General features: G+C 47.1%; 22 protein-coding genes. 17 read left to right on the top strand and 5 right to left on the bottom strand.

Annotation, left to right across the window (positions count from 1 at the left end; all coding sequences use genetic code 11):
• Window positions 1-38: 38 nt before the first annotated feature.
• From ACE04G_RS23590 to ACE04G_RS23570, 5 genes are all read right to left on the bottom strand, one after another.
• Window positions 39-1372, bottom strand: a protein-coding gene (locus ACE04G_RS23590; protein ID WP_486094918.1) for an IS3 family transposase whose coding sequence is annotated in 2 segments (ribosomal slippage) — window positions 39-970 and window positions 970-1372 — 1335 coding nt in all. Because the reading frame shifts where the segments join, the coding sequence is not laid out codon by codon here.
• Between the two features lie 138 nt (window positions 1373-1510).
• Window positions 1511-2512, bottom strand: a complete 1002-nt coding sequence (gene pdxA, locus ACE04G_RS23585; RefSeq protein WP_237178320.1) for a 4-hydroxythreonine-4-phosphate dehydrogenase PdxA — start codon at window positions 2510-2512, stop codon at window positions 1511-1513.
• Window positions 2509-3804 (bottom strand): four-carbon acid sugar kinase family protein, encoded by a 1296-nt coding sequence (locus ACE04G_RS23580; RefSeq protein ID WP_449003757.1) that lies wholly within the window; start codon window positions 3802-3804, stop codon window positions 2509-2511. Before ACE04G_RS23580 ends, pdxA begins: the two co-directional genes overlap by 4 nt.
• 95 nt (window positions 3805-3899) lie before the next feature.
• The gene (locus ACE04G_RS23575; RefSeq protein WP_169482134.1) at window positions 3900-4886 is read right to left on the bottom strand and encodes a 2-keto-3-deoxygluconate permease; all 987 of its coding nucleotides are present in this window, start codon (window positions 4884-4886) and stop codon (window positions 3900-3902) included.
• Between the two features lie 166 nt (window positions 4887-5052).
• A complete protein-coding gene (locus ACE04G_RS23570; RefSeq protein WP_449003756.1) occupies window positions 5053-6735 on the bottom strand; it encodes a PrpR N-terminal domain-containing protein in 1683 nt (560 codons plus the stop codon).
• A gap of 228 nt (window positions 6736-6963) precedes the next feature.
• On the opposite strand from ACE04G_RS23570, the gene ACE04G_RS23565 reads away from it, so the two are divergent.
• From ACE04G_RS23565 to ACE04G_RS23485, 17 genes are all read left to right on the top strand, one after another.
• Window positions 6964-7182, top strand: coding sequence for a hypothetical protein (locus ACE04G_RS23565; RefSeq protein WP_449003755.1), 219 nt, complete (start codon window positions 6964-6966; stop codon window positions 7180-7182).
• A 269-nt stretch (window positions 7183-7451) separates the two neighbouring features.
• Complete coding sequence (locus tag ACE04G_RS23560; protein ID WP_449003754.1) at window positions 7452-8159, top strand: PspA/IM30 family protein; 708 nt, start codon at window positions 7452-7454, stop codon at window positions 8157-8159.
• Between the two features lie 188 nt (window positions 8160-8347).
• Window positions 8348-9379, top strand: coding sequence for a TFIIB-type zinc ribbon-containing protein (locus ACE04G_RS23555; protein ID WP_449003753.1), 1032 nt, complete (start codon window positions 8348-8350; stop codon window positions 9377-9379).
• On the top strand, window positions 9376-10176 hold the full coding sequence (locus ACE04G_RS23550; RefSeq protein ID WP_449003752.1) for a TPM domain-containing protein: 801 nt from the start codon (window positions 9376-9378) through the stop codon (window positions 10174-10176). Before ACE04G_RS23555 ends, ACE04G_RS23550 begins: the two co-directional genes overlap by 4 nt.
• 48 nt (window positions 10177-10224) lie before the next feature.
• Window positions 10225-11268, top strand: coding sequence for an SPFH domain-containing protein (locus ACE04G_RS23545; RefSeq protein ID WP_036674710.1), 1044 nt, complete (start codon window positions 10225-10227; stop codon window positions 11266-11268).
• 249 nt (window positions 11269-11517) lie between these two features.
• Complete coding sequence (locus ACE04G_RS23540) at window positions 11518-11760, top strand: DUF896 domain-containing protein (protein WP_449003760.1); 243 nt, start codon at window positions 11518-11520, stop codon at window positions 11758-11760.
• A 71-nt stretch (window positions 11761-11831) separates the two neighbouring features.
• Window positions 11832-12785, top strand: a complete 954-nt coding sequence (locus ACE04G_RS23535; RefSeq protein WP_449003751.1) for a ring-cleaving dioxygenase — start codon at window positions 11832-11834, stop codon at window positions 12783-12785.
• Window positions 12786-12900: 115 nt separating this feature from the next.
• Entirely contained in the window at window positions 12901-13989 is a 1089-nt protein-coding gene (locus ACE04G_RS23530; RefSeq protein ID WP_076210224.1) for a low temperature requirement protein A, read from the top strand.
• Window positions 13990-14255: 266 nt separating this feature from the next.
• On the top strand, window positions 14256-17039 hold the full coding sequence (locus tag ACE04G_RS23525; RefSeq protein WP_449003750.1) for a glycoside hydrolase family 3 C-terminal domain-containing protein: 2784 nt from the start codon (window positions 14256-14258) through the stop codon (window positions 17037-17039).
• A 189-nt stretch (window positions 17040-17228) separates the two neighbouring features.
• On the top strand, window positions 17229-17420 hold the full coding sequence (locus tag ACE04G_RS23520; RefSeq protein ID WP_017691199.1) for a hypothetical protein: 192 nt from the start codon (window positions 17229-17231) through the stop codon (window positions 17418-17420).
• 330 nt (window positions 17421-17750) lie between these two features.
• Complete coding sequence (locus tag ACE04G_RS23515) at window positions 17751-17888, top strand: hypothetical protein (protein WP_221822300.1); 138 nt, start codon at window positions 17751-17753, stop codon at window positions 17886-17888.
• A gap of 64 nt (window positions 17889-17952) precedes the next feature.
• Entirely contained in the window at window positions 17953-18717 is a 765-nt protein-coding gene (locus tag ACE04G_RS23510) for a copper homeostasis protein CutC (RefSeq protein ID WP_221822299.1), read from the top strand.
• A gap of 30 nt (window positions 18718-18747) precedes the next feature.
• Window positions 18748-20208: an alpha-L-fucosidase gene (locus ACE04G_RS23505; RefSeq protein ID WP_449003749.1), complete on the top strand. Its 1461-nt coding sequence runs from the start codon at window positions 18748-18750 to the stop codon at window positions 20206-20208.
• A gap of 1 nt (window position 20209) precedes the next feature.
• Complete coding sequence (locus tag ACE04G_RS23500; RefSeq protein ID WP_449003748.1) at window positions 20210-21991, top strand: glycoside hydrolase family 35 protein; 1782 nt, start codon at window positions 20210-20212, stop codon at window positions 21989-21991.
• 104 nt (window positions 21992-22095) lie between these two features.
• Window positions 22096-22962 (top strand): sugar phosphate isomerase/epimerase family protein, encoded by an 867-nt coding sequence (locus ACE04G_RS23495; RefSeq protein WP_339181200.1) that lies wholly within the window; start codon window positions 22096-22098, stop codon window positions 22960-22962.
• 253 nt (window positions 22963-23215) lie between these two features.
• Entirely contained in the window at window positions 23216-24274 is a 1059-nt protein-coding gene (locus ACE04G_RS23490) for a Gfo/Idh/MocA family protein (protein ID WP_221822295.1), read from the top strand.
• 693 nt (window positions 24275-24967) lie between these two features.
• Window positions 24968-26380 carry an alpha-L-fucosidase gene (locus ACE04G_RS23485; RefSeq protein ID WP_449003747.1) on the top strand — a complete coding sequence of 471 codons (1413 nt, stop codon included), beginning with the start codon at window positions 24968-24970 and terminating at the stop codon, window positions 26378-26380.
• Window positions 26381-26558 lie beyond the last annotated feature (178 nt).

Genomic DNA, 26558 nt, shown 5'->3' with positions numbered 1-26558 from the left:
TAAACTGTACCCTATGTAAAGGACATTTCTAAAAAAAACTATATGGCTTCAAGAAGATGATCTCTGTATTGTACAGGGGTCATCCTTTTTAGGTTCCACTGGTATCTATAGTGATTATAGTAGGTCATATAGGCTTTAACTTCACGTTTGACTTCGTCTAACGTGGCATAGCTCTTTAAGGAAGTTTCATCCTTAAAATGACAAAAAAACGACTCCTGCGGTGCGTTATCCCAACAATTTCCTCGTCTTGACATGGATTGTCCAAGCCCCATCCGTTTCACTTTCTTCTGAAAATCCGGATGAGTGTAATGCGTACCTTGATCGGAATGAATGAAGGCATTACGACTCTTCTTGAATTTGCGATTTTTCTGTAAGTGAAGCAACGTGTTTGTCGCCAGATCCATCGTCATTCGCTCCGACACATGATAAGCCAAAATTTCATTGGTGGAACTATCCTTAATGGTGGACAGATAGGCGCGTTTCCCTTGGCCGTAACTTAAGTATGTAATATCTGTTAGAAGTACTTTGCCCGGGATGCCTTGTTTGAAGTTGCGTTGTAACAGGTTAGGCATGGTTCGATGTTCATGGGTTGCCTTCATCATTCGTTTGTAGGGATTAGCTCGTCGATGAGGGCATACAATATCGTATTTTTTCATGATTCTTCGGATGCGCTTGAGATTCCAAATGATCTGAAATTGTCCTTGCAGCGTCATCTTAATGGAACGAGCGCCCTTGTTACGTTTCTTAAACTGGAAGGCTTGACGAATGTACACACCTATTTCCTCATCAACCTGTTCCTTCTTCGTGCGTCTGTGAATGGCTGAAGTGCTCCAGTATCGGTAATATCCGCTTTTGGAGACCCCAGCAGTCTCACACAGAACACTTACCATTCGCTGAAGATGGTATTTCTCAATCACGGTTCGGATTAACCTGTATCGAAGGCTAGGCGTTAGTTTTACTCGTGGTTCCACCCCCGTTCGGCCAGGCGAATCTTTTTTAAGAGTTCATTCTCTGCTTGGAGCAGGTGAATCTGCGCTTCGAGTTTCGCGTTCTTTTCTGCCAAGCTTAACTCTCGTTTTAGAGACTCTCCTGAATGTTTGCCTCGTGTATCTTGTAAGCCTATAGCCCCTTGCTCGTTGTAACTGGCTCTCCATCGGTCGGCTGCGGCTTTGACCCGAGTCATTCCAATGATCTGAACGTCAAATCCACAAGTCTCAAAGATCTCTCTAGGCAGCCTTTCTTGCTGATTTAATGTAATAAAGAGTTGTTTGAACTCGTCCGTATAAGTGATTCCCTTGGTCGAAACAGACTTCACATAGGGATTTGTAGCAAGTTGCTCTAGTTCGCTTGTTGTAAATGTTTTCTTACTCATTAATCGTTCTCCGTCCTTGTCTCGTACATGGTATATAACAAAAATACCCCATAGAGAGACTTTTTTAAAGTATCTACTCTATAGGGTACAGTTTAAAGTTACAGAGGGTTTGCCTTCTCCTTCTATATAAAGCTACTCTTAAAATTGATCCTTTGGTGCCAGCTCAATAGCAGAGCGAATGGCAGCCAGCATGCTTTTATCATCGGCGATATTTTTGCCAGCGATATCGAAGGCCGTACCGTGGTCAACGGATGTACGGATGATGCCACCTTTCAGGCCAACGGTGATGTTCACGCCTTCCTCGATGCCCATTACCTTGATCGGCGCATGGCCTTGGTCGTGGTAGCAGGCTACAACGATATCGAAGTCACCGCGACCAGCGCGGAAGAAGAGTGTGTCCGCCGGCAGTGGACCAACGACGTTAATGCCTTCCTGCTGCGCACGCTCAATGCCGGGCTGCAGTTTCTCTTCTTCTTCACCGTTACCGAACAAGCCGTTCTCTCCGGCATGAGGGTTGATTCCGCATACGGCAACGCGCGGATTCTCAAAGCCTGCTTTTTTCAACGTATCATGAGCAAGCTTCACAACGGTGTAGGTTCTTTCCGGGTTAATACTTGCAATGGCATCGATCAGACCCATGTGTGTTGTCAGGTGAATAACGCGCAGATTAGGCGTGGTCAGCATCATCGAGAAGTCCTGCGTATCCGTCAGGTCTGCCAAAATCTCGGTGTGCCCCGGATACAGGTGCCCACCCTGATGCAGAGCTTCTTTGTTCAAAGGCGCGGTGCAGATGGAGTGAATCTGCTGTTTTTTGGCAAGATCAATGGCTTTGGCGAGAAACTGGAATGCTGCATCCCCAGCCACGGCAGATACTTTACCATATTCCAGATCCGCAGGAACAAGGTTCAGATCAATCACATCCACAGTACCGAATTCATACTTGGCTTCAGAAGGCTCTTGAATCGCATTAACGTTTAGACTTGAGCCGATGACAGGCAACACACGCTCCAGAATCTTCGCATCACCGATAACGAGTGGATTGCACTGATCGTACATTTCTTGATGACCCAGTGCTTTCATAATAATCTCCGGTCCAATACCTGCTGCGTCGCCCATCGTAATTCCAATTGTAGGTTTCATACGAGAATACCCCCCTTTAATTTTTGAATCGCATGGATAAAGACATCGGGTTTACCGAATCCGCCTGCTTTGGTAATCACATGCAGATCATCAATCCCGATAAACTTGGAGATCGGCACACCGATTTCAAGCTCATCCAGCAGCTCGAAGCCGCTAATATTCCATTTCAGACAGATTTGCTTAGCTGTATCACCGCCGGTCATGGATACCCCTTTGAAAAGTCCCTCTTCCAGCAGTCTGGCACAGATCTCACCCATCGCAAGTACAATCTCGTTGCTGACTTCCGTGTGATTGAGACCACGAATTTCGCCCGTTGCCCGTGCCAGTTCGATATCCACCTGTTCAGCGGTGGAGTAGAGGACAACATCTTGTCCTTCCAGCGCTTTGTCTCGGACCTCGTTATAGACACGTTCCATCTCTTCAGCGCGGTCTGCGGTTGCGGATACCGCTTTGAAGGAATGGAAGGAGACTGACGCCACGCGGGAGTTGCGCATCAATCGATGCAGCTGCTCGCGGGAGTTTTTGTTCACGCTGCCAACCACCGTTAGAATTGGACCGGAATTCTCCGGGATCTCAAGTGACGCAGCCCTGGATTCCAATTCGTAATGTGCGGGCAGGTAATTGGCAATGCCCGCCGAACCTGCCCAAGTAAAGGTATACTCCAACTCGCGAGTCATCTGCAGAATCAGTTCCAGATGTCTTTCTTCGGTGGAGTCCACCATTACATACGGGATATTATTTGTTTTCAACTGTTCTAGCTTGGTGCGAATATGATTCTGCCCGGCTTCCAGATCGGCGACGGTGATCTCGCCAACTTCGTACTTGGTCTGTTGTTTCAACAAGTCCGGAAGGTAGGAAGTCGTTACAGGTGTCTTCGGATCATGGGCAATTTCAGTATCTGCCAGCGGAACGCCGTTCAGGTAATGAATTCCTTCCAATATCGTCCGGTTATTCTTTGGATATCCCGGTGCAATCATCATAAAGTCCGGCTTTACGACATCATATACAGCATCAATCTCGATACCGATATTACCGCGCATGGTGGAGTCCATTTTTTTGAAAATCGTCTCAAATCCGTTGTTCGTCAGCAATTCAGCAGCCCGATATACACGGTCATACGCTTCCTGCGAGGATATGGAACGACTATCAGTATCAAAGACAACGGCATCGTAACGTGTAAGAGGGCCTTCATCCATATTAAAAAGAACACTGGTCTTCAAGCCATGACGGGCAAGCTGCACCCCGCTGTCATTGGCACCGGTCAAATCATCTGCAATAATGGCTAATTTCATGCAGTCATCCCTCCTTGTAAACACAATTTAATAAAAAGTCCGTTCAGATCATCCATTAAGCACAGATTAAGCACATTAAATCAGTTGATACCCATTTATGTGGTTGGTCGTTGATTGTATTTCTCGACTCCTCCTGATTTCTCCAGTCGTTTGGAGAGGAACCCGATGAAGATCGGCAACAGGATGGCTGTTGTTACAACGCTCGCTGCAATTTGCACCGTAGCAATCTCGGCAATCGGGCCAAATGAAGCATTAGCAGCCACGATGGCAGCAGGTGTACCTACGGCATTCCCGGCTGTTGAACCTTCGGAAGCACCAACGATGGGATTCCAGCCGATGGCTTTAAAGAGCAGAAATCCAATTCCACCTGTGAGAAGAACAGTCAGAACGCCAAGCATAATTCCACCAAGTCCACCTTGGATGATCGACGAGAAGTTGATTCCCATACCCAGTGAGAAGGCAAAGAACGGAACAAGTTTGTCGCTGCCTTTGTGCAGCCACTCCGCAAGATTGCGGTCCAGATTACCAATAATGACACCAACGATGAGCGGAAGCAATACAGCAACGAATGCCATAGGAGAGAACATGCCGTTGGCAAAGCCCATCGCACCGAAGATGGAGAGCGCTACCATGGTTAGGAATGGACCATCGCTGAGTGCGAGAAATGGATAGGCTGCTTTGTCATCTTCTTTGCCGTATTGACCAGCGAGTGCAATGTACAAACCGCCGTTCGAGTTGGTCATTGCTGCAATAATGGCCAGTGGGGCAAGACCCAGGAATAATCCACTTGAATCAGCAAATAGAATGGCAACGAGACCGAGTGCTGCACCGATCGCCCACTTGACGACCAGCAAGGTAACGCCCTTGCCGACGGATGAGCCCGCTGTTTTGAACGTAATCTGTGTACCCGCAATCAATAGGAACAGCGCGATCAACGTACTGGAACTGTTAACGAAGAGAGCTTCCGTGAATCCACCGATGCGCAGGGCATTCGGGAAGAATGTATTGATGGTTGCACCAAGTAACAGGGGAACGACCATCATACCGCCAGGGATGCGATCTAAAGTTGCTTTAATGTTCATAGTAGTAGCTCCTTATGAAGTAATCGTTTTTATGAAGCGCTTGCAGGGATTATATTATCCCATATCGTTTAATATAGCAACAATAAATTATTGTTAATTTTAAATACTTGGTTAACTGTTTAAAAATGCAACACATAGAAGCGATAAAAAAGACGCAAACTTAAAGTTAATCTTTAAGTTTACGCCATAATGTGGCCCGGTTAATCCCCAGACGCTCTGCTGCCTTCGATTGATTGTTATTTTCCTCCTGAAGCACGAACTGAATAACTTCTTTCTCAATCTCCTTCAGCGTACCGTTCAACTTCATTGGGCTTGAAGAAGGTTGCTGATCCAGCAAGCGGGACAAGGTAGCCGTGGTAATTACATAATCCTGTTCATTGAGTGCAGCCTGCTTGATCAGGTGTTTCAACTGGTTGACGTTCATATTCGTGATCTGATCCCGGATCAGCTGGAGTGCATCTTCTTTTATCCTCACCGCAGTAGTTCCGTATTTCTGGTAGTAATCTGTAAGGAAGTGCTGCATCAGTGGGGCCAGATCCTCCGGTCTATCCGCAAGATTTGGCATCATGATTGTATTAAGCTCAAGATCAAGTGACCACTGCGGGTTTAATATCTGTTCCCCGAGTATAAACACCCCTATCTGGTTTTGAAGGCAACTTTGGATAAAGGCGAGCAACTCCGGATCTTCCATACGTGTTTCCATGTGGTTAATCTCTACATTTCTAACCTTGGCGAGTGGTATCTTGTGCAAATGACCGGGCGGAACTTGCGTGAGATCCATCTGTAATAACAGTCCGCCACCGGAGTAAATCTGATGAATATGTTTGACCAGAAAAGATTTACCGGAATCCGCTTCACCCCGCAGATAGATCGGTTCATGATTCTCGTAAAGTGCTCGGATGTTCTTCAATACCGCCTGCATGGCAGGGGAATCAGCAACAATGGGCTCCATCGATGCATCCGTAAAAGTTGTTATGCCGAATTGTGCAAAAGCATAGGGTTGTCCTTTTTCCAGCATATATACCTTGTAGTTCTTGTTGTCCAGGGTCGATTCATAGGCGTTAACCGTGAGCTGGTAATCGTCCACCATGAACACATTTTGGATCTGGGATTGATGGAAATCCAGGCTGGTGTTGGTCAGATATATGTGATTATCGGTCAGCGGATTTTTCTCAAAATCGGTCAGATTCTCGAATACAACTTCATTTCGTTCATTTAAAATAAGTAAATTGGGATGTTCCCGTGTAACCAGGTCATTCAGGATGATCGATATCGCATGATTTTTGCTCAAATAACGGTAGACCAGCTGTGCATCTTCCATCGCTCTAAGGATGGATTCCTGGCCCGATTGGATTAACAATCCTTCCAGACCATAGGTCTTCGCGGTGTTGACGGTGATCACATCTCCGACAATCTGTCGGTACCCGGAAGCTTTCAACTCCAAGAGTAATCGTGCCACATCTTCCGAGCTATGTATGGTATAGACCTTGAGAGGCAGATCCATCAGATCGATAATCGATTGTGCACCAGAGGTGATGTTGGAGAAGCCAACAATGGCTGTTTGGCCGTTAAACTGGCTTGCCAGGGTAAGTGAACGAATCATATCATAGCCCGATAACTGCACATCAATGACGGGAATGGTCACTGCTTTTTTAATGAGTTGGGCGGTTCCGCCGCGGCTGATGATAATCTCTGCACCGTTTTTCTCAGCTTGAGTTGCTAATTCCACACCGTTCGCCAAGTCGCCCACGTCCGTCTGAATGGTTAACTGGGGAAAACGAGGAATGCACTCTTGTATAATAGGAATCATCGATTCGTAGGGAGCAATAAAGTGAACTCGTGTACGCATAATTTTCCTGCCTTTATAGAAAACTTTGATCCCCTTATTATAGCCAACTTGCGAAGGAATGGCACCTATGGGGAAAGCAGCCCTGTTGTGTCTGCAAAATGCCCGTGTGATATGCATCCATAACTCTCCGAGTGGAATGTGATGAAGTACACTGAATCGAATTGTTATCTATTTCAAAATTAATGCATAATTGCACATGATAAGTGCGGAGAAGTGAGGAGATTTCATATGGGAGACATTCATAAAGTGGCTGAGCCGGATCACATCATTAAGGATGTTGTCGGGAAGTTCCCGTGCAGGGTGCTCTGGAGTGAGGGCCGTCCATGTCTGGAGTATCAGAGGGAAGAGGATGTGGCGTTAATAACCGAGTACGTCCGCATTACATACAACGTTGAGCTATTGGATGTGTTTTTTACAGCGGTGGAGAACCTTTCGGTTGAAACATAGTTAGGAGGGAGTTGTGGAGTGCGAGAAAAGGATTAAAACCCATAATACCGATCCAGATCCGATCGCAGATGAAAGTATGCAATTCATTAACGAACTGGGATTGAGGAAGATAAGGCGACACTATAAGTGCTCGTCTTTTCTTATATTGCGTTGTTATAATACGGATTTGGATCGTTGTAACTCCACATGCCATCGTGAAATGTGAAACGTATGTGGGCGTATTCATGTATTATAGTATACATATGAACTTTTCGGAGGAGGAACAAGTAATGGGAATCTTATCGAGGTTTAGAGACGTGATGAAGGCGAATGTGAACCACATGTTGTCTCGGGCGGAAGACCCGGAGAAGAGTGTGAATGAATATATGCGAAGCCTGAGCAGTGATCTGGGTCAGGTGAAGGCTGAAACGGCAGCGGTGCTGTCGGATGAGAGCCGGGCGAAGCGAGCATTGGATGAGTGCAGCGCCGAGGTCAAGAAGTTACAGCGGTATGCGGAAAAATCGGCAGAGTCGGGAGACGAAGATAAGGCACGCGGTTTTCTGGAGAAGAAAGTGAAGCTGGCTGACAAATTGAACGAATTACAGGTTGCCTATGAACGTGCTTCTGCCAAAGCGAAGATGATGAAGCATATGAATGATAAATTGGTTGCAGATCTGGGACAACTGGAAGCAAGGCATGCAGAACTGAAAGGTCGAATGGCAGATGCGAAGGCACAGCAACAGACTAATGAACGGAATGCATCTGCGGGCAGAGCTGATGCTGCATTGAAGGCCATGGAAGACAAGGCGAATCAGGCGCTGAACGAAGCAGAGGCTTTGGCAGAACTTCGTGCTGGGGCACAGGAAGATGATTTGGACGAATTAATTGCCCAGTTGGAGAGGGACATGAACGCAGATGCGGGTAATAATGAAAATGCGTCGCCAAGTGCGGAGGAAGAACTCGCAGCGATTCAGGAAAAGCTGAAGAACGGAATTTAACATATAGACTACAACGTAGAGGGCAGAAATAAGCTGAGGAAGCGGAGCGTGCGCCTTTATCACCGGATTTTACCCTTACAAAGGGTAATCAAAAAAATTCGGGGATAAGAGCGATCGGAAGCTTGTTCTGCCAGCGAAGTTATACAGTGTCAATTAGAATTATATTTCGTTAACATTGAGGTGAGCAGATGCCGGTTATTGAATATAAATGTCCAAACTGCGGCAGTGGCATGATCTTTGACAGTGTGTCAGGTGCATTATCCTGTCCCAGCTGCGGCCGTCAGGACAACATAGAGCAGATCCCCGATCCCTTGAAGAGACAAGTATTCACCGAGAATGAGGTCAAGGAATACCACTGTAACAGCTGTGGAGCTGACATCGTGACGGAGCCGGAGACTAGTGCGACGACATGCAGTTTCTGCGGTGCAGCGGTTGTACTCAGTGATCGGCTGACGGGCAATCTGGCCCCCGCGATGGTGATTCCCTTTTCGATCAACAAGGATCAAGCCAAGCAGGCTTTCAAAAAGTGGTGCAAAAATGGCCTCTTAACGCCAAGTGGCTTCATGTCCGCTGATCGGATTCAAAGCATTACCGGCATGTACGTGCCGTTCTGGTTGTATGAGTTACATAACAAAATCGAAGTGCATGGGCGTGGCACCAAGGTCAGATCCTACACCCAGGGCGATTACCATTACACGGAAACACAGCATTTCGATATATACCGCCGGATTCGGCTGAATTACGTGAACCTGCCCATCGATGCATCGGAGAAAATGAAGGATGAACTGATGGATAAGCTCGAGCCTTTTCCATATAATCAGTTGAAATTGTTCAAGACACCGTATCTGGCGGGGTACATTGCGGAAAAATACAGTTATACGGACGAGGAACTTTTCCCACGGGCCAAGGATAAAACGAGATCGTACATCGACTCTTATATTGCTTCAACCGTATCCGGTTATAGCAGTGTGAGCTACACGGACAAACAGATTGATACCACACTCAAAAATGCGGATTATGTGCTACTCCCGGTGTGGATGGTCAACTATGACTTCAATCGGGCACAGTATACCTTTGCCATGAATGGTCAGACAGGGAAAGTGGTCGGGAAACCACCGATCAGCAAAGCCAAAGTGGCCGGATGGTTCGCAGGAGTCTCTGCGGTCTCGTTGCTGTCACTGAAGCTGGTTTCCTGGATGATGGGAGGTGGATTCTTATGAGAAAAAGAACCCCTCTGGCCGTGATGGCTGCGCTCATTTTACTTATGATCACCCTTGTCGCTCCGTTGATTCCCATGTCATCGGCATCCGCAGCGGAGAACAAGAATCTCATCTACGATGAGGCCAACCTGCTGAGTGAGCAGGAGATAAGTGAATTGAATCTACTTGCGAATCAGTATGGCGCGGAACGGCAGACGGACTTTGTAATTTTGACAACAAATAATGTTGAGAATCAGGATGTTATGCTCTTAACAGAAGATTTTTATGATGAGCAGGGATTAGGTTACGATAAGAAATTTGGTAATGCTGTCATATTGACGATGGATATGAATAATCGTGAAGTGTATCTGGCTGGATTTTACAAGGCAAAAGAATATCTGAGCGATCAGCGGCTTGATGCTATCCGTACCCGAATTACCTCTGAATTGTCCAGTGGGGATTATAAACTCGCATTTGAGAAATATATTGAGCTCTCTTACAAATATATGGGGTATGAACCCGGTGTGAATCCGAACAATATTTTGTTTAACGGTTGGTTTCAGTTGGGAGTGTCTGTGGTTCTTGGCGGTATTGTTGTTGGTATGATGACCTATCGTTCCGGGGGACGTGTCACGGTCAATCGTGCAACGTATGAGGATTCAAGCAATTCCAGTGTAATTGATCGTCAGGATCGTTATATCCGCACAACCGTAACCAAGCGCAAGATCGAGAAGAACAATAACAACGGTGGTGGAGGAGGAGGCGGGGGTACCTCCCGAGGCGGTCATTCACACAGTGGAAGTAGAGGTTCGTTCTAGTCACTACTGAGTATGCGGATTTTTTAATTAGAAGGGATGGGAATTAGTATGGGATTTTTCAGAAATCAGTTTTCGAATGTGGTGGAATGGGAAGAGTTCAGAGATGACATGATATTTTGGAAGTGGAGTAACCGGGAGATCAAGAAGGGGAGTAAATTGATCATCCGTTCGGGTCAGGACGCTATTTTCCTGAATAACGGTAAAGTGGAAGGCATTTTCGAGGACGAAGGATCATTTAATATCGATTCCGAGATCATTCCGTTTCTTTCTACATTAAAAGGATTCAAATTCGGATTCAACAGCGGCATGCGGGTCGAAGTCTTGTTTGTAAATACAAAAGAGTTCACCGTGCGCTGGGGCACGCAAAGTCCGGTGTTGATTCCAACACCACAGCTCCCGGGCGGGATGCCGATTCGGGCCAACGGTACATTTAATTTTAAAGTAAGTGACTATGTAACCCTGATCGATAAGATTGCAGGCATCAAGCAGAGTTATCTGGTGGAGGATGTCAAAATCCGAATCACTTCTGTGCTGGATCAGCTTCTAATGAAGTGGATTAGCCGCGAAGGGAAGGATATGTTCAACCTGCAGGCCAATGCATCGGATATTGCCAAAGGTATTCAGGAAGATCTGGATATGCAGATGATGGATATCGGCATTGGGATTACCGGTTTCCAGGTGATGAGCTTCAATTATCCAAAAGAGATTCAGGATATGATTACAAAGACCGCTTCGCATGAGATGATTGGTAATCTGCAAAAGTATCAACAGGTCAGCATGACAGACGGCATCTCATCCGGTAAAGTACAAGGCGGCGGCGCGGCTTCGGATATGGCGGGCATGATGATGGGCATGAACATGGCCAATGAAATGATGAAGAACATGAACCAGAATCAAGGCCAAAACCAGAACAATAATTCCAATTCGTCTCAGAATCAAAATAACGACCAGAAACCAGCGGGAAATAGCAACGGTGATTCAGGGAACTCTTCATCTACAGAAGGCAACAAGAAGCCAAACTTCTGCCCGAACTGTGGAGCCAAAAATGAAGGAGCCAACTTCTGTCCGAATTGTGGTCAAAAGCTGGGCTAATTAAATCAATATATGAAGGGCGAGGTTCGTAGTAAGTGAATTACTGCGGAGCTAGCCTTTTTTGTTTTTGAATTCATAGTTAAAGCAAAATGGCGTAGAGCAGAGGAACGGGTTCAATTATTTTAGTTTGTATAAAAGTGTTGACAACCGATCACAAATCATTTATCTTTAACTTAAGATATTTAATTTAAATATAAATAACACCAAAACAAATATCTTTAATCCATTACACAAGGAGAGATCAAGATGATGATCCCAACATTGACCAGAATAAATGAACTTTCAAGAAAAGCCAAAGAGGGCGGATTGACGGAGATGGAGAAAGAGGAACAGGTTCGTCTTCGCCAGGAATATCTGCAAACTTTTCGTGGTTCGGTCAACGACATTCTGCTGAATGCAACCATCTATGATCCAAACGGCGATGACGTGACTCCTGATAAATTAAAACAAAAACAGGCCAATCAAAATAACAACTTGAGTATAATTCGCTAGATCATATATCTTAATTTAAAGATAATACAAACTTACTATAAATCACTTACCAAACCAAGGAGGAATTAATCATGACTATTCAAACAGCAGGTATTCACCATATTACAGCTTTCGCAGGAGATCCACAGGCCAACGTTGATTTTTATGCCGGAGTTCTGGGACTTCGTCTCGTGAAAAAAACAATCAACTTCGATGCACCTGATGTATATCATCTGTATTTTGGCGATGAACACGGAAGCCCAGGTACCATCATTACCTTCTTCCCATCGGCTGGATCACCACGGGGCAAAATTGGCGGAGGTCAGGTCGGCATCACTTCCTATGTCATTCCTCCTGGGTCGATTGGCTTCTGGCAGAATCGGCTGGAACAGTATAACATTGAGGTAACCAAAACAAGTCGCTTCAATGAAGACCTGCTTCAATTCGAAGATGGCGAAGGCCTGCGGCTTGAGCTTGTTGAACGGGAAGAGGGAGCAACCAGCACTTGGGCGCACGAAGGCATTCCAACAGATAAAGCGATCAAAGGCTTCGGTGGTGCTGTCCTGTTCAGTGTTAACCCGCAAAGAACGATGGATGCTCTTGAGAAAATTTTGGGATTTGTCAGAGTGAGTGAAAATGAAGATTATGCTCGTTTCCAGTCCAGCGGGGATATCGGTAATGTCGTAGATGTTCCAATGACCCGTATGGCTCTGGGTATGGGCGGCGCAGGAACCGTGCACCATATTGCATGGCGCGCCAAAGACGATGAAGAGCATGCACAGTGGAGCGAAGCTGTACGTGATTACGGGTACCAACCGACTCCAGTTCGGGATCGTCAGTACTTTAACGCAATCTACTTCAGAGAAGCTGGTGGCATTCTGTTTGAAATTGCTACAGATCCTCCGGGCTTTGCCAAAGATGAACCTGCTGATTCGCTTGGACAAAAATTGATGTTGCCTGAGTGGTTCGAGAAATACCGCCCTCAAATTGAGGACAATCTGCAACCGATCGAGGTAAGAACACTCGTACCTGCTACAGTACAATGAAGTAAGGTAGATGGCGCTCAGAGTTTTTCCTCTGGGCGCGTCACCAGGTCAGCGGGAAGGTAACTGAGTTAGCAACAGGCGTGTATTATGAGAAAAACCAAAGGAGCAACGAAGGATGATGGAGAAAAAGGTTACCTGGCTGGAGCTGTTTTACGATCTGCTCTTCGTAGCAGCGGTCGCCAAAGCGGGTCATGTCTTGTTACATGCCGAACATGGAGTAATTACGTTTGAATATTTAATGAAGTTTGTGCTTATTTTTATCCCTGTTTGGTGGGCATGGGTCGGTCAGACCTTGTTTATTAACCGCTATGGTCAAGACATCCTGATCCATCGAATATTCCTCATCCTTCAGCTTCTGTCCGTTATGGTCATGACGGCGAGCCTTTCTACTCATTTTGACCAATACTACCTGTCCTTCTTCGTTGGATATATCGGTTCACGGGCATTTACGGCGATTCAGTATCTGACGGTTCACAAGTCGAAAAGCGAGCATCAGCAGCAAGCCGCTCGTTACTTGGGTATCTGTTTCCTCATTGGCATCTTGATCTCATCAGGTTCATTGTTCTTCGATTCCTGGTTACGCTACTTGATTTTGTATGTGGGGATTGCCGTGGATATTGTACTTCCGTTGATTGGACGTAAAAACTTGGTGAAAGTGCCCGTTCAGACCCATCACTTGTTGGAACGTTTCGCACTCTTTACACTTATCCTGCTTGGTGAATCGGTGGTAAGCATTATCGCTGTGCTGCAAGCAGATCATTGGGATATGAAATCCATCCTGTTTGCCGCCTTTACGTCCATCTTTGTCATTGCGATGTGGTGGCAGTACTTCGACAACGTGGAGAAAAAGGTCAGCAAAGAGATTCAGACTGCCGGGCAAGCGATCATATACGGCCATCTGTTCATCTACATCTCCATGAGCATGATCGCTGCTTCAATTCAGCTGTTATATCAGAATCAGTTAAACTATGTGTTCATGCTAGGGTTTGTGTTTGGATCAACGCTGCTATATTTCTTGTCGACCTCACTTGTGTTCCACCGTTACAGACACGCACATCTACGACTCCGGCCACGTCATCTGGCAGTGATGGTAGGGTTGCTGGTGGCATTTGTCCTTGTTGATCTGATCTATCGGGTTCCGGGTTATGTCATCATGGGCGAAGAGATGTTATTCTTCCTGGTGTATGCGAAACTTACAACTTGAAATAGTGATCTAAAATCAAGAAAAGTCACGGACAACAGGCGTCCGTGGCTTTTTATTATGCCGCTAATCCTAGACATTTTTTAATAATATAAATAAAGCACAAATCTAATTTAATTTCTCCTATAGAATCTGTTAATATGAGACTATGTACAAGTGAATCTACCAGATCATAGAATATCTTTTATATCAAATGAGTGCACGTTTTGTTAGTTCATTTTATATATAGCGATTCGTAGATATGGGGATGACAATCAGGAGGGAAATCATTGAGCACACATCAAATCGGAGTTCCATTGGAAGGGTTTGCAGAGTTTAGTCGTACGGTTGCCGCTGAAGGAGCCGTTTTACTCAGAAATGAAGGCCAAGTGCTTCCACTTCGTGAAAACGAAAACGTTTCAGTTTTTGGACGGATTCAAGTAAATTATTATCGTAGTGGTACAGGTTCAGGCGGTAGTGTACATGTGGCCTACACAACGAATCTATTAGATGGTCTTCGCAGCAAAAAGAATATTACTGTTAATGAAGAGCTGGCAACTGTCTATGAGAAGTGGATTGAGGAAAATCCATTTGATGATGGCGGAAAAGTATGGGCGGCCGAGCCATGGAATCAGAAGGAAATGCCTTTGACGGATGAACTTGTTGCACAGGCTAGAAGCAAATCCAGCAAAGCCATTATCGTTATTGGACGTACAGCAGGAGAAGACCAGGATAATGCGGATGCGCCAGGAAGTTACCAACTAACAGAAGATGAGAAAGCGATGTTGAAGCAAGTTACTTCGCAATTTGAACACACAATCGTTGTGTTGAATGTCTCAAATATCATCGACATGAGCTGGTTAAACGAAACGTATCTACATCCGATCCAAGGTGTAATTTACTCCTGGCATGGCGGTATGGAGGGTGGCAACGCGATTGCCGATGTGCTGGCGGGGGACGTTACACCAAGCGGTAAACTGACAGATACGATTGCATATTCCATCGAAGATTATCCTTCGACAAGCAACTACGGCAATGAGTTTAAGAACCTGTATCAGGAAGATATCTATGTAGGTTATCGTTATTTCGAAACGTTTCGACCTGAGCGCGTTCAGTTTGAATTCGGTTACGGCCTGTCTTATACGACGTTTTTGACCCAGCATGAAGAAGCAAAATCCGTGTCCAAAGACGGCGAAGCCTACATTGAAGTTCGTGTCAATGTGACCAACTCAGGTACAACATATGCGGGCAAAGAGGTTGTGCAAGTTTATTATGAAGCACCACAAGGCAAACTGGGACAACCGTTGAAGGCTTTGGTGGCTTTTGGAAAAACAGGATTGTTGCAGCCGGGCGAGTCAGAAATTCTGACGATCAGCTTCCCGATCTATGCCATGGCATCTTACGATGATGCAGGTGTTACAGGTCTTGCTTCCGCGTACGTATTGGAAGAAGGCACATACCGACTGCATGTAGGAACCAGTGTGAAACAAGCGCAACATATCAGCATTGATGGCCAAGATGGCTATATTATTGAATCTCTTCAATTGGTGGAGCAACTGCAAGAAGCGATGGCCCCAACTGAAGATTTTACACGGATGAAACCAGGTGCGCGCAAGGAAGATGGATCTTATGAACTGACTTATGCAGAAGTACCGAAACGTAAGATATCCATGGCGAACCGGATTGAGCAGAATCTCCCGCAAACGCTGGAGCAGACGGGCAACCAAGGCCACAAGCTAAGTGACGTTAAGGCTGGCAAAGTGAGTCTGGAAACCTTCATCGCTCAACTGAGTGATCAGGATCTGGCGGCGATTGTCCGTGGTGAAGGCATGAGCAGTCCGCTCGTTACTTCGGGGACGGCATCTGCATTTGGTGGTGTCAGCGACAGCCTGTTTAACTACGGTATTCCGGTAGCATGTACGGCAGATGGCCCGTCTGGTATTCGTATGGATAGTGGAGAGAAGGCAACACAGGTATCCATCGGTACGTTGCTTGCGGCGACATGGAACAAGGATCTTGTTGAAGAGTTGTATGTGATGGAAGGACAGGAATTGCTGAGAAATCAGGTGGATACCCTGCTCGGACCTGGACTCAATATCCGCCGGAGCCCGCTTAATGGCCGGAACTTTGAGTACTTCTCCGAAGATCCACTGATCTCGGGTGTATTTGCCGCATCATGTACGAAAGGTATCATGAAGGGTGGTTCCAATGCCACACTGAAACACTTTGCCTGCAACAATCAGGAGAAACACCGCAGTAAAGTAGATGCTGTTGTCTCTGAGCGTGCACTGCGTGAAATTTACCTGAAAGGGTTCGAAATCGCTGTAAAAGAAGGCGGAGCGAACTCCATCATGACTTCCTACAACCCGGTTAACGGGCACTGGGCGGCATCCAATTACGACCTGAATACGACGATCCTGCGCGGCGAATGGAATTTCGAGGGTATCGTAATGACTGACTGGTGGGCGATTATGAACGATGTGACTGAAGGTGGAGAGGCTGATCGCAAATACACCAACTGGATGATTCGTGCGCAGAATGATCTCTACATGGTTGTACCGAACTACGGCGCAGAGATTAATGGCTGGGACGATAACACGATTGAATCTTTGGAAAATGGAACACTTACGCGCGGAGAACTGCAACGTTCCGCGATTAATATCTGCAAGTTCATCATGAATGCACCGGTTTCATCCCGCAAACATGAGATTGTAGAGAATATCGCTTCTTTCCAAGCGAATGCATCCCTATCTGCTGCACAAGCTCAAGATCTGGTTGAGAACGCACAGGTGAAACCTGCAGTAGCTGAACCCGTCTACATGAAAGTGGACGAGGCAGGTCATTATCGGATTATCGTACAGATCATGTCCCCTGAGCCGGAACTCGCTCAAAGTGCATGTAACCTGCTCCTGAATGACCAGTTGGTAACCACCATTCAAACGAATGGTACGGAAGGCAAATGGATCAGACAGAAACTTGTCAAAGTAGATCTTGAAGCAGGACTGTATGAATTGAAACTGGACTTCACGAAACCAGGGCTCCAGATTGACTGGATCGAATTCAAACAGGTGTAGAAGATAATCGGAAATATCAGGTGACAAGAGCGATCGAAAGGTTGTTCTGTCATTCAAAATAGAATACGTTGGCATATGACAAAGGACACTGTACTCGGGTGTCCTTTGTTGTAACACAGAATAGCTACTGTTATGATAGTGTTATGAGATTCGTAGTTCTGAACAATGGGGTCAGGGGTGTTGCGAGGAATGAGAAATTATAATTTTTTGAGTCCAATCCTGCTGGTTGTGGTGGCGCTGATTGTGAGAGGCCTGGTGACTAACCTGGGAGTTCTTTTCGGACTATCACAAGAAGTGGCGAGTAATATTGCCATGATAGCCATGATCATTGCGGCACTGATCATGTTTAATCGAATGACGAAGGCTCGGCGTAGAAAATAGAAAAAGCTCGGATAACCAGGAGGTTATCCAAAACACGAAGACACCCTCCGGGTGTCTTTTTTTTGTATTGACGTTCTGATCCTAACGTTTTAGACTATTGCTAATAAATAATAACACTATAAATAACAAAAATAACAAAATTCATTAGATAAAGTGATGAAATCCGTTGCGCTCTCTATTTGCTAGCCCATTCCGGTCCCCAAAGGAGAATCCAATCATGAAGATCATTGCCGACAAATCATATATCGTTCAGGAAGGTCAGTCTATTCGGATTGCGTTCCGGGAAGCTGACCGTCGCCCTAATGATGAAGAAGGACCGCAGGAGCGCTGATGATGCGTTCAGTCGGTCCTTATGTCATGAAGCAGGCTGTGTGCAGTTCGAGTGATGTCTATCAATACTGGTTAACGTTGCGAGGGTTGGGTGAGAATACGGGATTGCAATCTCGGAAGTATCTACTTACGACATAATGTCCTGCTGATGATCACCTTAATACGCTGTAATATTCAACGATGAAGTGAAGGGAGCTACATTATGGAAAGACAGCCTGTATTGGAAGTCATTGCTGTGAATGTGGAAGATGCCAAGGCAGCTGAGGAGGGAGGGGCTGATCGGATTGAGCTGGTGTCTGCGATGTCCGAAGGAGGGCTTACCCCCAGTTATGGTGTCATGAAGCAAGTACTGTCTCAAGTCTCCATCCCAGTGTATGTCATGATCCGTCCGCATAGCCGCTCGTTCCGCTATAGCGCAGATGACATCCACGCCATGACCAGGGATGTACGCGTGGCGAGGGAACTTGGAGCCGCTGGCATCGTGATCGGCGCTCTTACAGGAGCTGGTGAAGTCGACCTCATATCTTTGCAATTATGTATGGCCGAAGCTCAGGGTTTGGGCGTTACGTTTCATCGTGCAATTGATGTGAGCACAAGCCTGACTGAGGCGCTCAAGACCATTAACACATTGGGCAATGTGGAGCGTGTGCTTACATCGGGAGGAAAACGGACAGCGCCTGAAGCGATGCTAGAACTGAAACAACTCCAGCAATTGGGGCAAACCTTGAACATCGCTGTCATGGCAGGGTCGGGGGTCACCATAGAGCGGATTCAAAAGCTAGTGAGTCAGACGGGTATCACGGAAATCCATATGGGATCAGGCGTGAGGTACAAAGGCAGCTTTAATTATCCCATTGATCCACATTTGGTTGCAGAAGCCAAGCAGAAGTTATTGCTTGCATCACAGCCGTTCATGGACAGTAGTGCACTGAGTGGCGGTACGAGCAAGGGTGGTCCAATGATATAGGGATGCGCTAAATAAAAGGAGTGATACGCCATGAATTATGAACTGCAACCAGCCGAATGGATTAAGTCCGCAGCACAGGTCAGCCCATCCGAACGCCAGCTGAGATGGCAGGAGATGGAGTTCTACGCGTTTATTCATTTTACGGTAAATACATTTACGGATCAGGAATGGGGCACTGGGGAGGAAGACCCGGCTATCTTCAATCCTTCTGAACTGAGCGCAACGCAATGGGTGCAGGCGTGCAAGGCTGCGGGGATGAAGGGGCTGATTCTGACATGTAAGCATCATGATGGATTTTGTTTGTGGCCCAGTCAGTTTACAGCGCATACGGTTGCGGCTAGTCCGTGGAGGAACGGTACGGGGGATTTGGTTCGGGAAGTCGCCGATGCCTGCCGTGAGGGTGGATTGAAGTTTGGCGTGTACCTGTCTCCTTGGGATCGGCATGAAGCCACTTATGGGGATTCCGAGAGGTATAACGAGTTTTTCCTCCATCAGTTGCGCGAGCTACTCACGAATTATAGCGACATTTTCTGTGTATGGTTCGATGGTGCATGTGGTGAGGGTCCGAATGGAAAAAGGCAGGTCTATGACTGGGACGCCTATTATGCGCTTATTCGTGAACTCCAGCCCAAAGCTGTCATCTCGGTATGTGGCCCGGATGTACGTTGGTGTGGCAATGAAGCGGGACACACACGGGAATCGGAATGGAGCGTTGTGCCAGCGCATATGCAGGATAATGAGAAGATTCAAGAGCAATCGCAACAGGTGGATGATGGTGAGTTCGTCACAAGGATCAATACGCAGGACAGTGATTTGGGAAGCCGAGAGGTCATTCGTTCCCAAGGTGACCAACTGATTTGGTACCCTGCCGAGGTGAATACCTCAATTCGCCCAGGGTGGTTCTATCATGCCAGTGAAGATGATCAGGTCAAAACACTGGAAGAACTGCTCGCCGTTTATTACGGCGCAGTGGGAGGCAACGCCACCTTTTTACTCAATCTGCCACCGGATACGCGTGGTCTCATTCACGAAACGGATGTGGAGCGACTACAGGAATTGGGAGATTCGCTGCGAACCATTTTTCAGGAAAATTTCGCCTTGCAGGCGCTCGTAAAAGCATCGCAGACGATGGATGAACAACATGCTGTATCGGAAGTGCTGACGGAACGACGGGATACGTATTGGTGTCCTCACGAAGGAACAGAGCAGGCTTGGATCGAGCTGGATTTGCAGAAAGAACGATCGTTTGACCGGGTGGTACTGATGGAACATATCCAGACAGGCCAACGGATTGAGCGTTTTACACTGGAGTCGCAGAGGGCAGATGGTGGTTGGGAAGAGTTTTACAAGGGGACGGTGGTGGGGCATAAGCGAATTTGCTGTTTCCCACAGGTCACATCGAGAAAGATGCGATTAAGCATTCATGAATCCAGATGGTGCCCAACGTTGTCTAGGTTAGGCGTATATCTGAGCGAGCGGGGAGGGTTGTAAAATGGCGGTGCTGACGTATAAAGGTTCACAATTTATGTATGATGGTGAGCCCATTCGGATTTTGTCGGGTGCCATCCATTATTTCAGAGTGGTCCCCGACTATTGGGAGGATCGGTTACTCAAGCTGAAAGCCTGCGGTTTCAATACGGTGGAAACGTATGTGCCGTGGAATGTCCATGAGCCGCAGCCGGGTCGGTATTGTTTTGAAGGCATGGCTGATCTGGAACGTTTTATTCGCATTGCGGGAGATGTGGGTCTGCATGTGATTGTTCGTCCAAGTCCTTATATATGTGCCGAGTGGGAGTTTGGCGGATTACCTGCCTGGCTACTTGCTGATGATGATATCCGTCTTCGGTGTAATAATGCAAAATTTCTGGCGAATGTGGATCGTTATTATGATGTGCTTTTGTTCAAATTGAAACCCCTTCTTAGCACTAATGGCGGGCCGATCATCGCGATGCAGATTGAAAATGAGTACGGCAGCTTCGGGAATGACGCGAGTTACCTGCGATATTTACGTGAGGGCATGGTGAAGCGCGGTATGGATGTGTTGTTATTTACCTCGGATGGACCGACAGACCACATGCTGCAAGCGGGATCGGTGCCAGGACATCTGGCTACGGTTAATTTTGGATCAGGAACGGAGGGAGCGTTCGCCAAGCTGCGTGAATATCAAGCGGACGAACCTTTAATGTGCATGGAGTATTGGAACGGCTGGTTTGATCACTGGGGTGAGTCGCATCATACCCGAGAAGCCGCAGATGTAGCTGGTGTGTTTGAAGAGATGCTTCGAGCAGGAGCCTCAGTCAACTTTTATATGTTCCACGGTGGAACGAACTTCGGATTTTATAACGGGGCGAACTGTCAGCAGAAGGATCAATACGAACCCACAATTACAAGTTACGACTATGATTCACTGCTTAGTGAATCGGGGGAGCCGACAGCGAAGTTCCATGCGGTGCGTAATCTTATTGCTCGGTATAGCAATGAAGATCTGGGTGAGCTTGTGCTGCCAGAATCGAAGGGGACCATCGCCTATGGGAGAGTGGAGTTGAACGAGCAGGCCTCATTACTAGCGCAGATGGACCGGATATCAGACCCGGTGCAACGTACGAATCCGGAACCGATGGAGAAGCTGGGTCAGAATTATGGCTTTATTTGTTATCAGACCCGAATATCCGGGCCCAGGGAGCGACAGGAACTGGTGGTTCAGGAGGTGCATGACCGTGCGCTTGTGTTTGTTGATGGGCAATTTCAAGGTGTGTTCGAACGGGGAAATACGGAATTATCGATTTCCTTTGAAGTGCCGCCAGAGGGCGCAGATCTATTGATCCTTGTTGAAAATATGGGGCGAATCAACTATGGCCCATATCTGAGAGATCCGAAGGGGATTACGGAGGGTGTGCGACATGGCTTTCAATTTTTATATGATTGGACGATTCATTGTCTGCCATTAACTGATCTGTCGGGTTTACAATTTAGTGATGTGATTAGCGAAGCAATTAACGAAACAATTAATAAAGTACAGGGACCAGCATTTTATCGAGGAGAGTTTAATATCACGGATGTAAGAGATACTTTTCTGCGACTGGATAGCTGGACCAAGGGGGTTGTATTTGTAAACGGATTCAATCTGGGACGCTACTGGAATAAAGGACCGCAAAAAACGTTGTATGTACCTGCTCCGCTCCTTCACGAAGGTGAGAATGAAATCATCGTATTCGAGCTTCATCAGACGGCTGATCTGGCCGTAACGTTTGTGGATACACCGGATTTGGGCTAGAAAAGGAAAATAGGTGAGCCAAACGATTATTGAGAATTGTCGTGTCCGCCGGAAAAAGGTATACGTTGGGTAAGGACATCGACTACATGAGAGGATGATGAAGAATGAAAGTTGGACTCAGCACCTACAGTCTGCAACAAGCATTGGATCGCAAAGAATTGACCGTACCGGATGCCATTCGTTGGATCGCCGATCAGGGTGGTGAACATGTGGAGATTGTCCCGATGGGATTCAGTCTGATCGATAATCCGGAATTAATTGATGAGATTAAAGCTGTGGCAAAAGAGGTCGGGATCGACATTTCGAATTATGCCATCGGCGCTAACTTTGCTGTGCAGGAGGACGCTGAAGCGTTGGAGCAAGAGATCCAAAATGTGATGCGACATGTGGATGTGGCAGCAGCGCTCGGTGTGAAGCTAATGCGTCATGACGTGGCTTTCCGCCCTGCAACAGAAGGAACCGTAGCCCAGTTCGAGATCGACCTGCCGGTACTGGTGAAGGCTTGTCAGCGGATAGCCGATTATGCAGCGGATTTTGGAATCACAACAAGCGTGGAGAACCATGGGTACTATGTGCAGTCGAGTGAGCGCATTCAGCGTTTGTTACACGAGACGGCGCGAAGTAACTTCAAGACCACACTGGATGTTGGCAATTTCCTCTGTGTGGATGAAGATCCGGTGAGTGCCGTAAAAAATAACATTCCGTATGCGTCGATCGTGCACGCCAAAGACTTCTACTGGAGACCTTCCTACCGGAATCCGGGTGAAGGCTGGTTCCAAACCTCGCATGGCAATTACCTGCGCGGCGCCATTGTGGGCCATGGCGATATCGACATGCCTGAGGTATTCCGTGTGTTGAAACAATCCGGGTATGACGGATATATCTCGGTAGAATTTGAAGGCATGGAAGATTGCAAAACGGCCTCACGCATTGCCATGGATAACGTCCGCCGCCTATGGGAAGAGGCATAGGGCTGAGTAGTTGTTTTAAATGAATAAAATTGAATCAAATTCTAAAGAAGGCGTGAGTAACAGAGGGGAAGCTTGGAACTGTAGGAGCGTTAGTGACCGCCTTTGTCTGCGGATTTCAACCGCTAGAGCGGTCAATAAAAAAAATTTGCAGACAACAGCGGCCGAAAGTCCAAGCATTCACCGTCGTTACGGTAAGCCGAATATTATAATTTCCTGAGTCAATTCATATGAAAACGATGGAGGAATCAGCACTATGTCCAAATTGAAAGTCGCCGTTATCGGTGCCGGATCCATATCCGATTGCCATTTGCAAGCCTATGCCAGTAACCCGGACGTTGAAATATACGCTATCTGTGACCTGAATGCAGAACGTGCCGCAGAAGTGGCGAAGCAATATAATGCCCCTCACGTGTTTACCGATTACAAGAAATTGCTCGCCCTGCCTGAGATTCATTCCGTCAGCATCTGCACATGGAACGACTCGCATGCCGAGATTAGCATTGCTGCTCTCGACGCGGGCAAAAACGTATTATGTGAGAAACCACTCTGCCAAACGGTGGAGGATGCGCTCGAAGTAGAGAAGGCCGTTCATCGCAGCGGAAAGCTGCTGCAGGTCGGTTTTGTTCGCCGCTATAGCGACAATGCACAGATTCTGAAGAAGTTTATCGACGAGGGTGAACTGGGCGAGATCTATTATGCCAAAGCCTCCAGTCTGCGTCGTCTGGGCAATCCCGGTGGCTGGTTCTCGGATATCAACCGCTCCGGTGGCGGCCCATTGATTGATATCGGGGTGCATGTGATCGACATCTGCTGGTATCTGATGGGCAGACCGAAGGTGAAATCCGTCTCCGCTAATGTATCCAACCGATTGGGGAACCGCTCGAACATTAACAATCTTTCGTTCTATAAAGCAGCCGACTATGACGCGGAGCAAAATACCGTTGAGGATATGGCGAATGCCCTGATTCGTTTCGAGAACGGCGCTAGCCTGCTCGTGGATGTCAGCTTTACACTTCATGCCAAAGCGGATGAGACCTCGGTCAAACTATATGGCGACAAAGGCGGTGCCGAGTTGGAGCCGGAGATTTCGATCATCGGTGAGAAATTCAATACTATTTTGAACATGACGCCGCAGGTAGATTTCAAATCTTTCGACTTTATGGGATCATTCCGCAATGAAATTAACCATTTTATCGACAGCACGCAGGGACGCAAAGAAACACTTAGCCCCGTCGAAGACGGCGTCGAGGTAATGAAGATGCTCTGCGCCATCTACGAATCAGCACGCCAAGGCCGCGAAATCACGCTGTAAAGGTAGGATTGTATGGCGTTGTTACGCTACGTTGATACTTTACTACTCCGTTTCATTGAACGTTATGAGCACTTCGCTCCTTTTCAATGAAAAGCTCCGCTCTCAGCAGGTATGGATTCGTCCTTCCCGCTCGCCGATGGAGCAAAGCATGGAGCGAGCGCTAACGAATCTGAGGCGTCTTATTCAAGGGTTTGGAGTGCTAGCAAAAATCTAAGGAACCTGACACACGCTATATGAGAATAAGCAGCAGTTTACAGCGTTTTTATCAGCTAATTTCGGGAAATAACGTGTCTGATCTTCCTTACAATTTAAAAAGAGGACCAAAAGGCTAAATAAGACGCCCTGAGTTCCTTAGAAAATTTTCGACCCATTCGTTAGAAATCAGTCGCTTGGATTCCCCTATAGAAGCGAGGGGAATAAGGGTTCCATAGTAATTGGAGAGGGCACCGCACTCAAAATAACAAAGTTACTACGCCCCTTAATAGTTAAACTAGCGTTTACGCCAAAACGGAGAGCGCAGAACCAATCTGAAGAAGCGAAGCGCTCGCCTTTATCACCGGATTTCCAACAATTATAAAGTTAAATAAAAGAAATCCGGGGATAACAGCGATCGAAAGATGGTACTGCAATCGGAGTGACCAGGCGTAACATGCATGGTTTATCTTTTATCTAATCCTAAGGAGATGAAACAGGATGAGCGAAACCAAAGAAACCGTATTGGAGCAGGAAGGGCAGATTGTCGAAGCCGGCGTGCACAATTTTAGCAAAGAGGAAGAGTGGATCAAACCGGAAGATCCGCTGCTGAATGAGCGGCTGGAGTGGTTCAAGGATCAGAAGCTGGGGCTGATGATGCACTGGGGGCCGTATTCCCAGCTTGGCCTCGTGGAATCCTGGGCGCTGAGTGACGAGGATGGCGATTGGTCGCGCGATGACATCGACTGGACGGATGACATGGAAGACTTCAAGCGGGAATATTTCGATCTGAACAAAACTTTCAATCCGATTCGTTTCCAGCCCGAGGAATGGGCACAAATGGCGGCAGATAACGGGTTCAAATACTTCCTGTTCACCACCAAGCACCATGACGGTTTCTGTATGTGGGATACCAAGACGACGGATTACCGGATAACGGGCAAGGACACGCCTTTTCATACCCATAAGTATGCGGACATCTGTCGAGCATTATTTGATGCATTTCGGGCCAAAGGACTGGGCATCTCAGCGTATTTCTCCAAAGCGGACTGGCATACCCCGTATTACTGGGCACCGGGCATGGAGCGTGGACGTCATATGTGGCGCGGGCCCTCGTATGATCCCCATAAGTATCCGTGGCTGTGGGAGAAATTCGTGGAGTTCACACATGAGCAGATCATGGAGCTACTGACGAATTACGGGCGGATCGAATGTCTGTGGCTGGATGCCGGCTGGGTGCGCGAAGGTCGCCATGGTCAGGATATTAGGCTGGGAGAAGTCGTGGAACGGGCGCGTCAGACCACACAACCTTGGCTTCTGTCCGCAGATCGCACCGTGGGTGGGCCGTATGAGAATATCGTTACCCCCGAGCAGACCATACCGGAACATCCGATGAACATTCCATGGGAGAGCTGTATTACGGTGGGGAACTCCTTTGCCTTCGGATTCGATGATCAGTATAAAACGGGAAGACAGCTGGCACATATTCTACTTGAAGTTGTGTCCAAGGGCGGTAACCTGGCGCTGAATGTAGGTCCACAACCCGATGGGCGTCTGCCAAAAGGGGCAATTCGAGGCATCAAGGGCCTCGGTGAATGGTTGGGTACTCATGGAGAAGGCATCTATGGAACCCGGATCTGCGGACCATATTTTACGAAAGATTGGGCTTTCACTCAGAAGGAAGAGATCAACACCGTATATGCCTTCCGTTTGTACCTAAACGAGAATGAGACCGTACAACCACAGTTAATCATTCCTTATCTGGAAAAGGTAGAGCGGATCGAACTCGTCGGTAGCGATGACGTACTTTCGTATCAGCAAACGGGAGACGGACTTCTTGTGGATCTGCCACAATCCGCTACAACGAGTGAAGCGCCCATCACACATACGTTCAGATTGATCACAAGCGCATAGAGGTTGTTCAAAAAGTCCCCAATTGATCACGAAGTAAACCACGAAGCGAACTCGACATCGAATCTTGCGTTCACCTTCGGAGTCCGGTGCTCATGTAGGTTTGCCTACACTCCGCTCCTCCTCCTTCAGGTTCTCGCAACCTTCTCGGTGCTGAATCGTTAACTTTTTGAACTTGCAT

The organism is Paenibacillus sp. AGC31 (assembly GCF_057334655.1).
This window is presented reverse-complemented; position numbering and strand designations above follow the sequence as displayed.

Coding starts and splice junctions, on each gene's coding strand:
- pdxA (WP_237178320.1), bottom strand. CDS start 2,512: ATGAAACCTACAATTGGAATTACGATGGGCGACGCAGCAGGTATTGGA.
- ACE04G_RS23580 (WP_449003757.1), bottom strand. CDS start 3,804: ATGAAATTAGCCATTATTGCAGATGATTTGACCGGTGCCAATGACAGC.
- ACE04G_RS23575 (WP_169482134.1), bottom strand. CDS start 4,886: ATGAACATTAAAGCAACTTTAGATCGCATCCCTGGCGGTATGATGGTC.
- ACE04G_RS23570 (WP_449003756.1), bottom strand. CDS start 6,735: ATGCGTACACGAGTTCACTTTATTGCTCCCTACGAATCGATGATTCCT.
- ACE04G_RS23565 (WP_449003755.1), top strand. CDS start 6,964: ATGGGAGACATTCATAAAGTGGCTGAGCCGGATCACATCATTAAGGAT.
- ACE04G_RS23560 (WP_449003754.1), top strand. CDS start 7,452: ATGGGAATCTTATCGAGGTTTAGAGACGTGATGAAGGCGAATGTGAAC.
- ACE04G_RS23555 (WP_449003753.1), top strand. CDS start 8,348: ATGCCGGTTATTGAATATAAATGTCCAAACTGCGGCAGTGGCATGATC.
- ACE04G_RS23550 (WP_449003752.1), top strand. CDS start 9,376: ATGAGAAAAAGAACCCCTCTGGCCGTGATGGCTGCGCTCATTTTACTT.
- ACE04G_RS23545 (WP_036674710.1), top strand. CDS start 10,225: ATGGGATTTTTCAGAAATCAGTTTTCGAATGTGGTGGAATGGGAAGAG.
- ACE04G_RS23540 (WP_449003760.1), top strand. CDS start 11,518: ATGATCCCAACATTGACCAGAATAAATGAACTTTCAAGAAAAGCCAAA.
- ACE04G_RS23535 (WP_449003751.1), top strand. CDS start 11,832: ATGACTATTCAAACAGCAGGTATTCACCATATTACAGCTTTCGCAGGA.
- ACE04G_RS23530 (WP_076210224.1), top strand. CDS start 12,901: ATGATGGAGAAAAAGGTTACCTGGCTGGAGCTGTTTTACGATCTGCTC.
- ACE04G_RS23520 (WP_017691199.1), top strand. CDS start 17,229: ATGAGAAATTATAATTTTTTGAGTCCAATCCTGCTGGTTGTGGTGGCG.
- ACE04G_RS23515 (WP_221822300.1), top strand. CDS start 17,751: ATGATGCGTTCAGTCGGTCCTTATGTCATGAAGCAGGCTGTGTGCAGT.
- ACE04G_RS23510 (WP_221822299.1), top strand. CDS start 17,953: ATGGAAAGACAGCCTGTATTGGAAGTCATTGCTGTGAATGTGGAAGAT.
- ACE04G_RS23505 (WP_449003749.1), top strand. CDS start 18,748: ATGAATTATGAACTGCAACCAGCCGAATGGATTAAGTCCGCAGCACAG.
- ACE04G_RS23500 (WP_449003748.1), top strand. CDS start 20,210: ATGGCGGTGCTGACGTATAAAGGTTCACAATTTATGTATGATGGTGAG.
- ACE04G_RS23495 (WP_339181200.1), top strand. CDS start 22,096: ATGAAAGTTGGACTCAGCACCTACAGTCTGCAACAAGCATTGGATCGC.
- ACE04G_RS23490 (WP_221822295.1), top strand. CDS start 23,216: ATGTCCAAATTGAAAGTCGCCGTTATCGGTGCCGGATCCATATCCGAT.
- ACE04G_RS23485 (WP_449003747.1), top strand. CDS start 24,968: ATGAGCGAAACCAAAGAAACCGTATTGGAGCAGGAAGGGCAGATTGTC.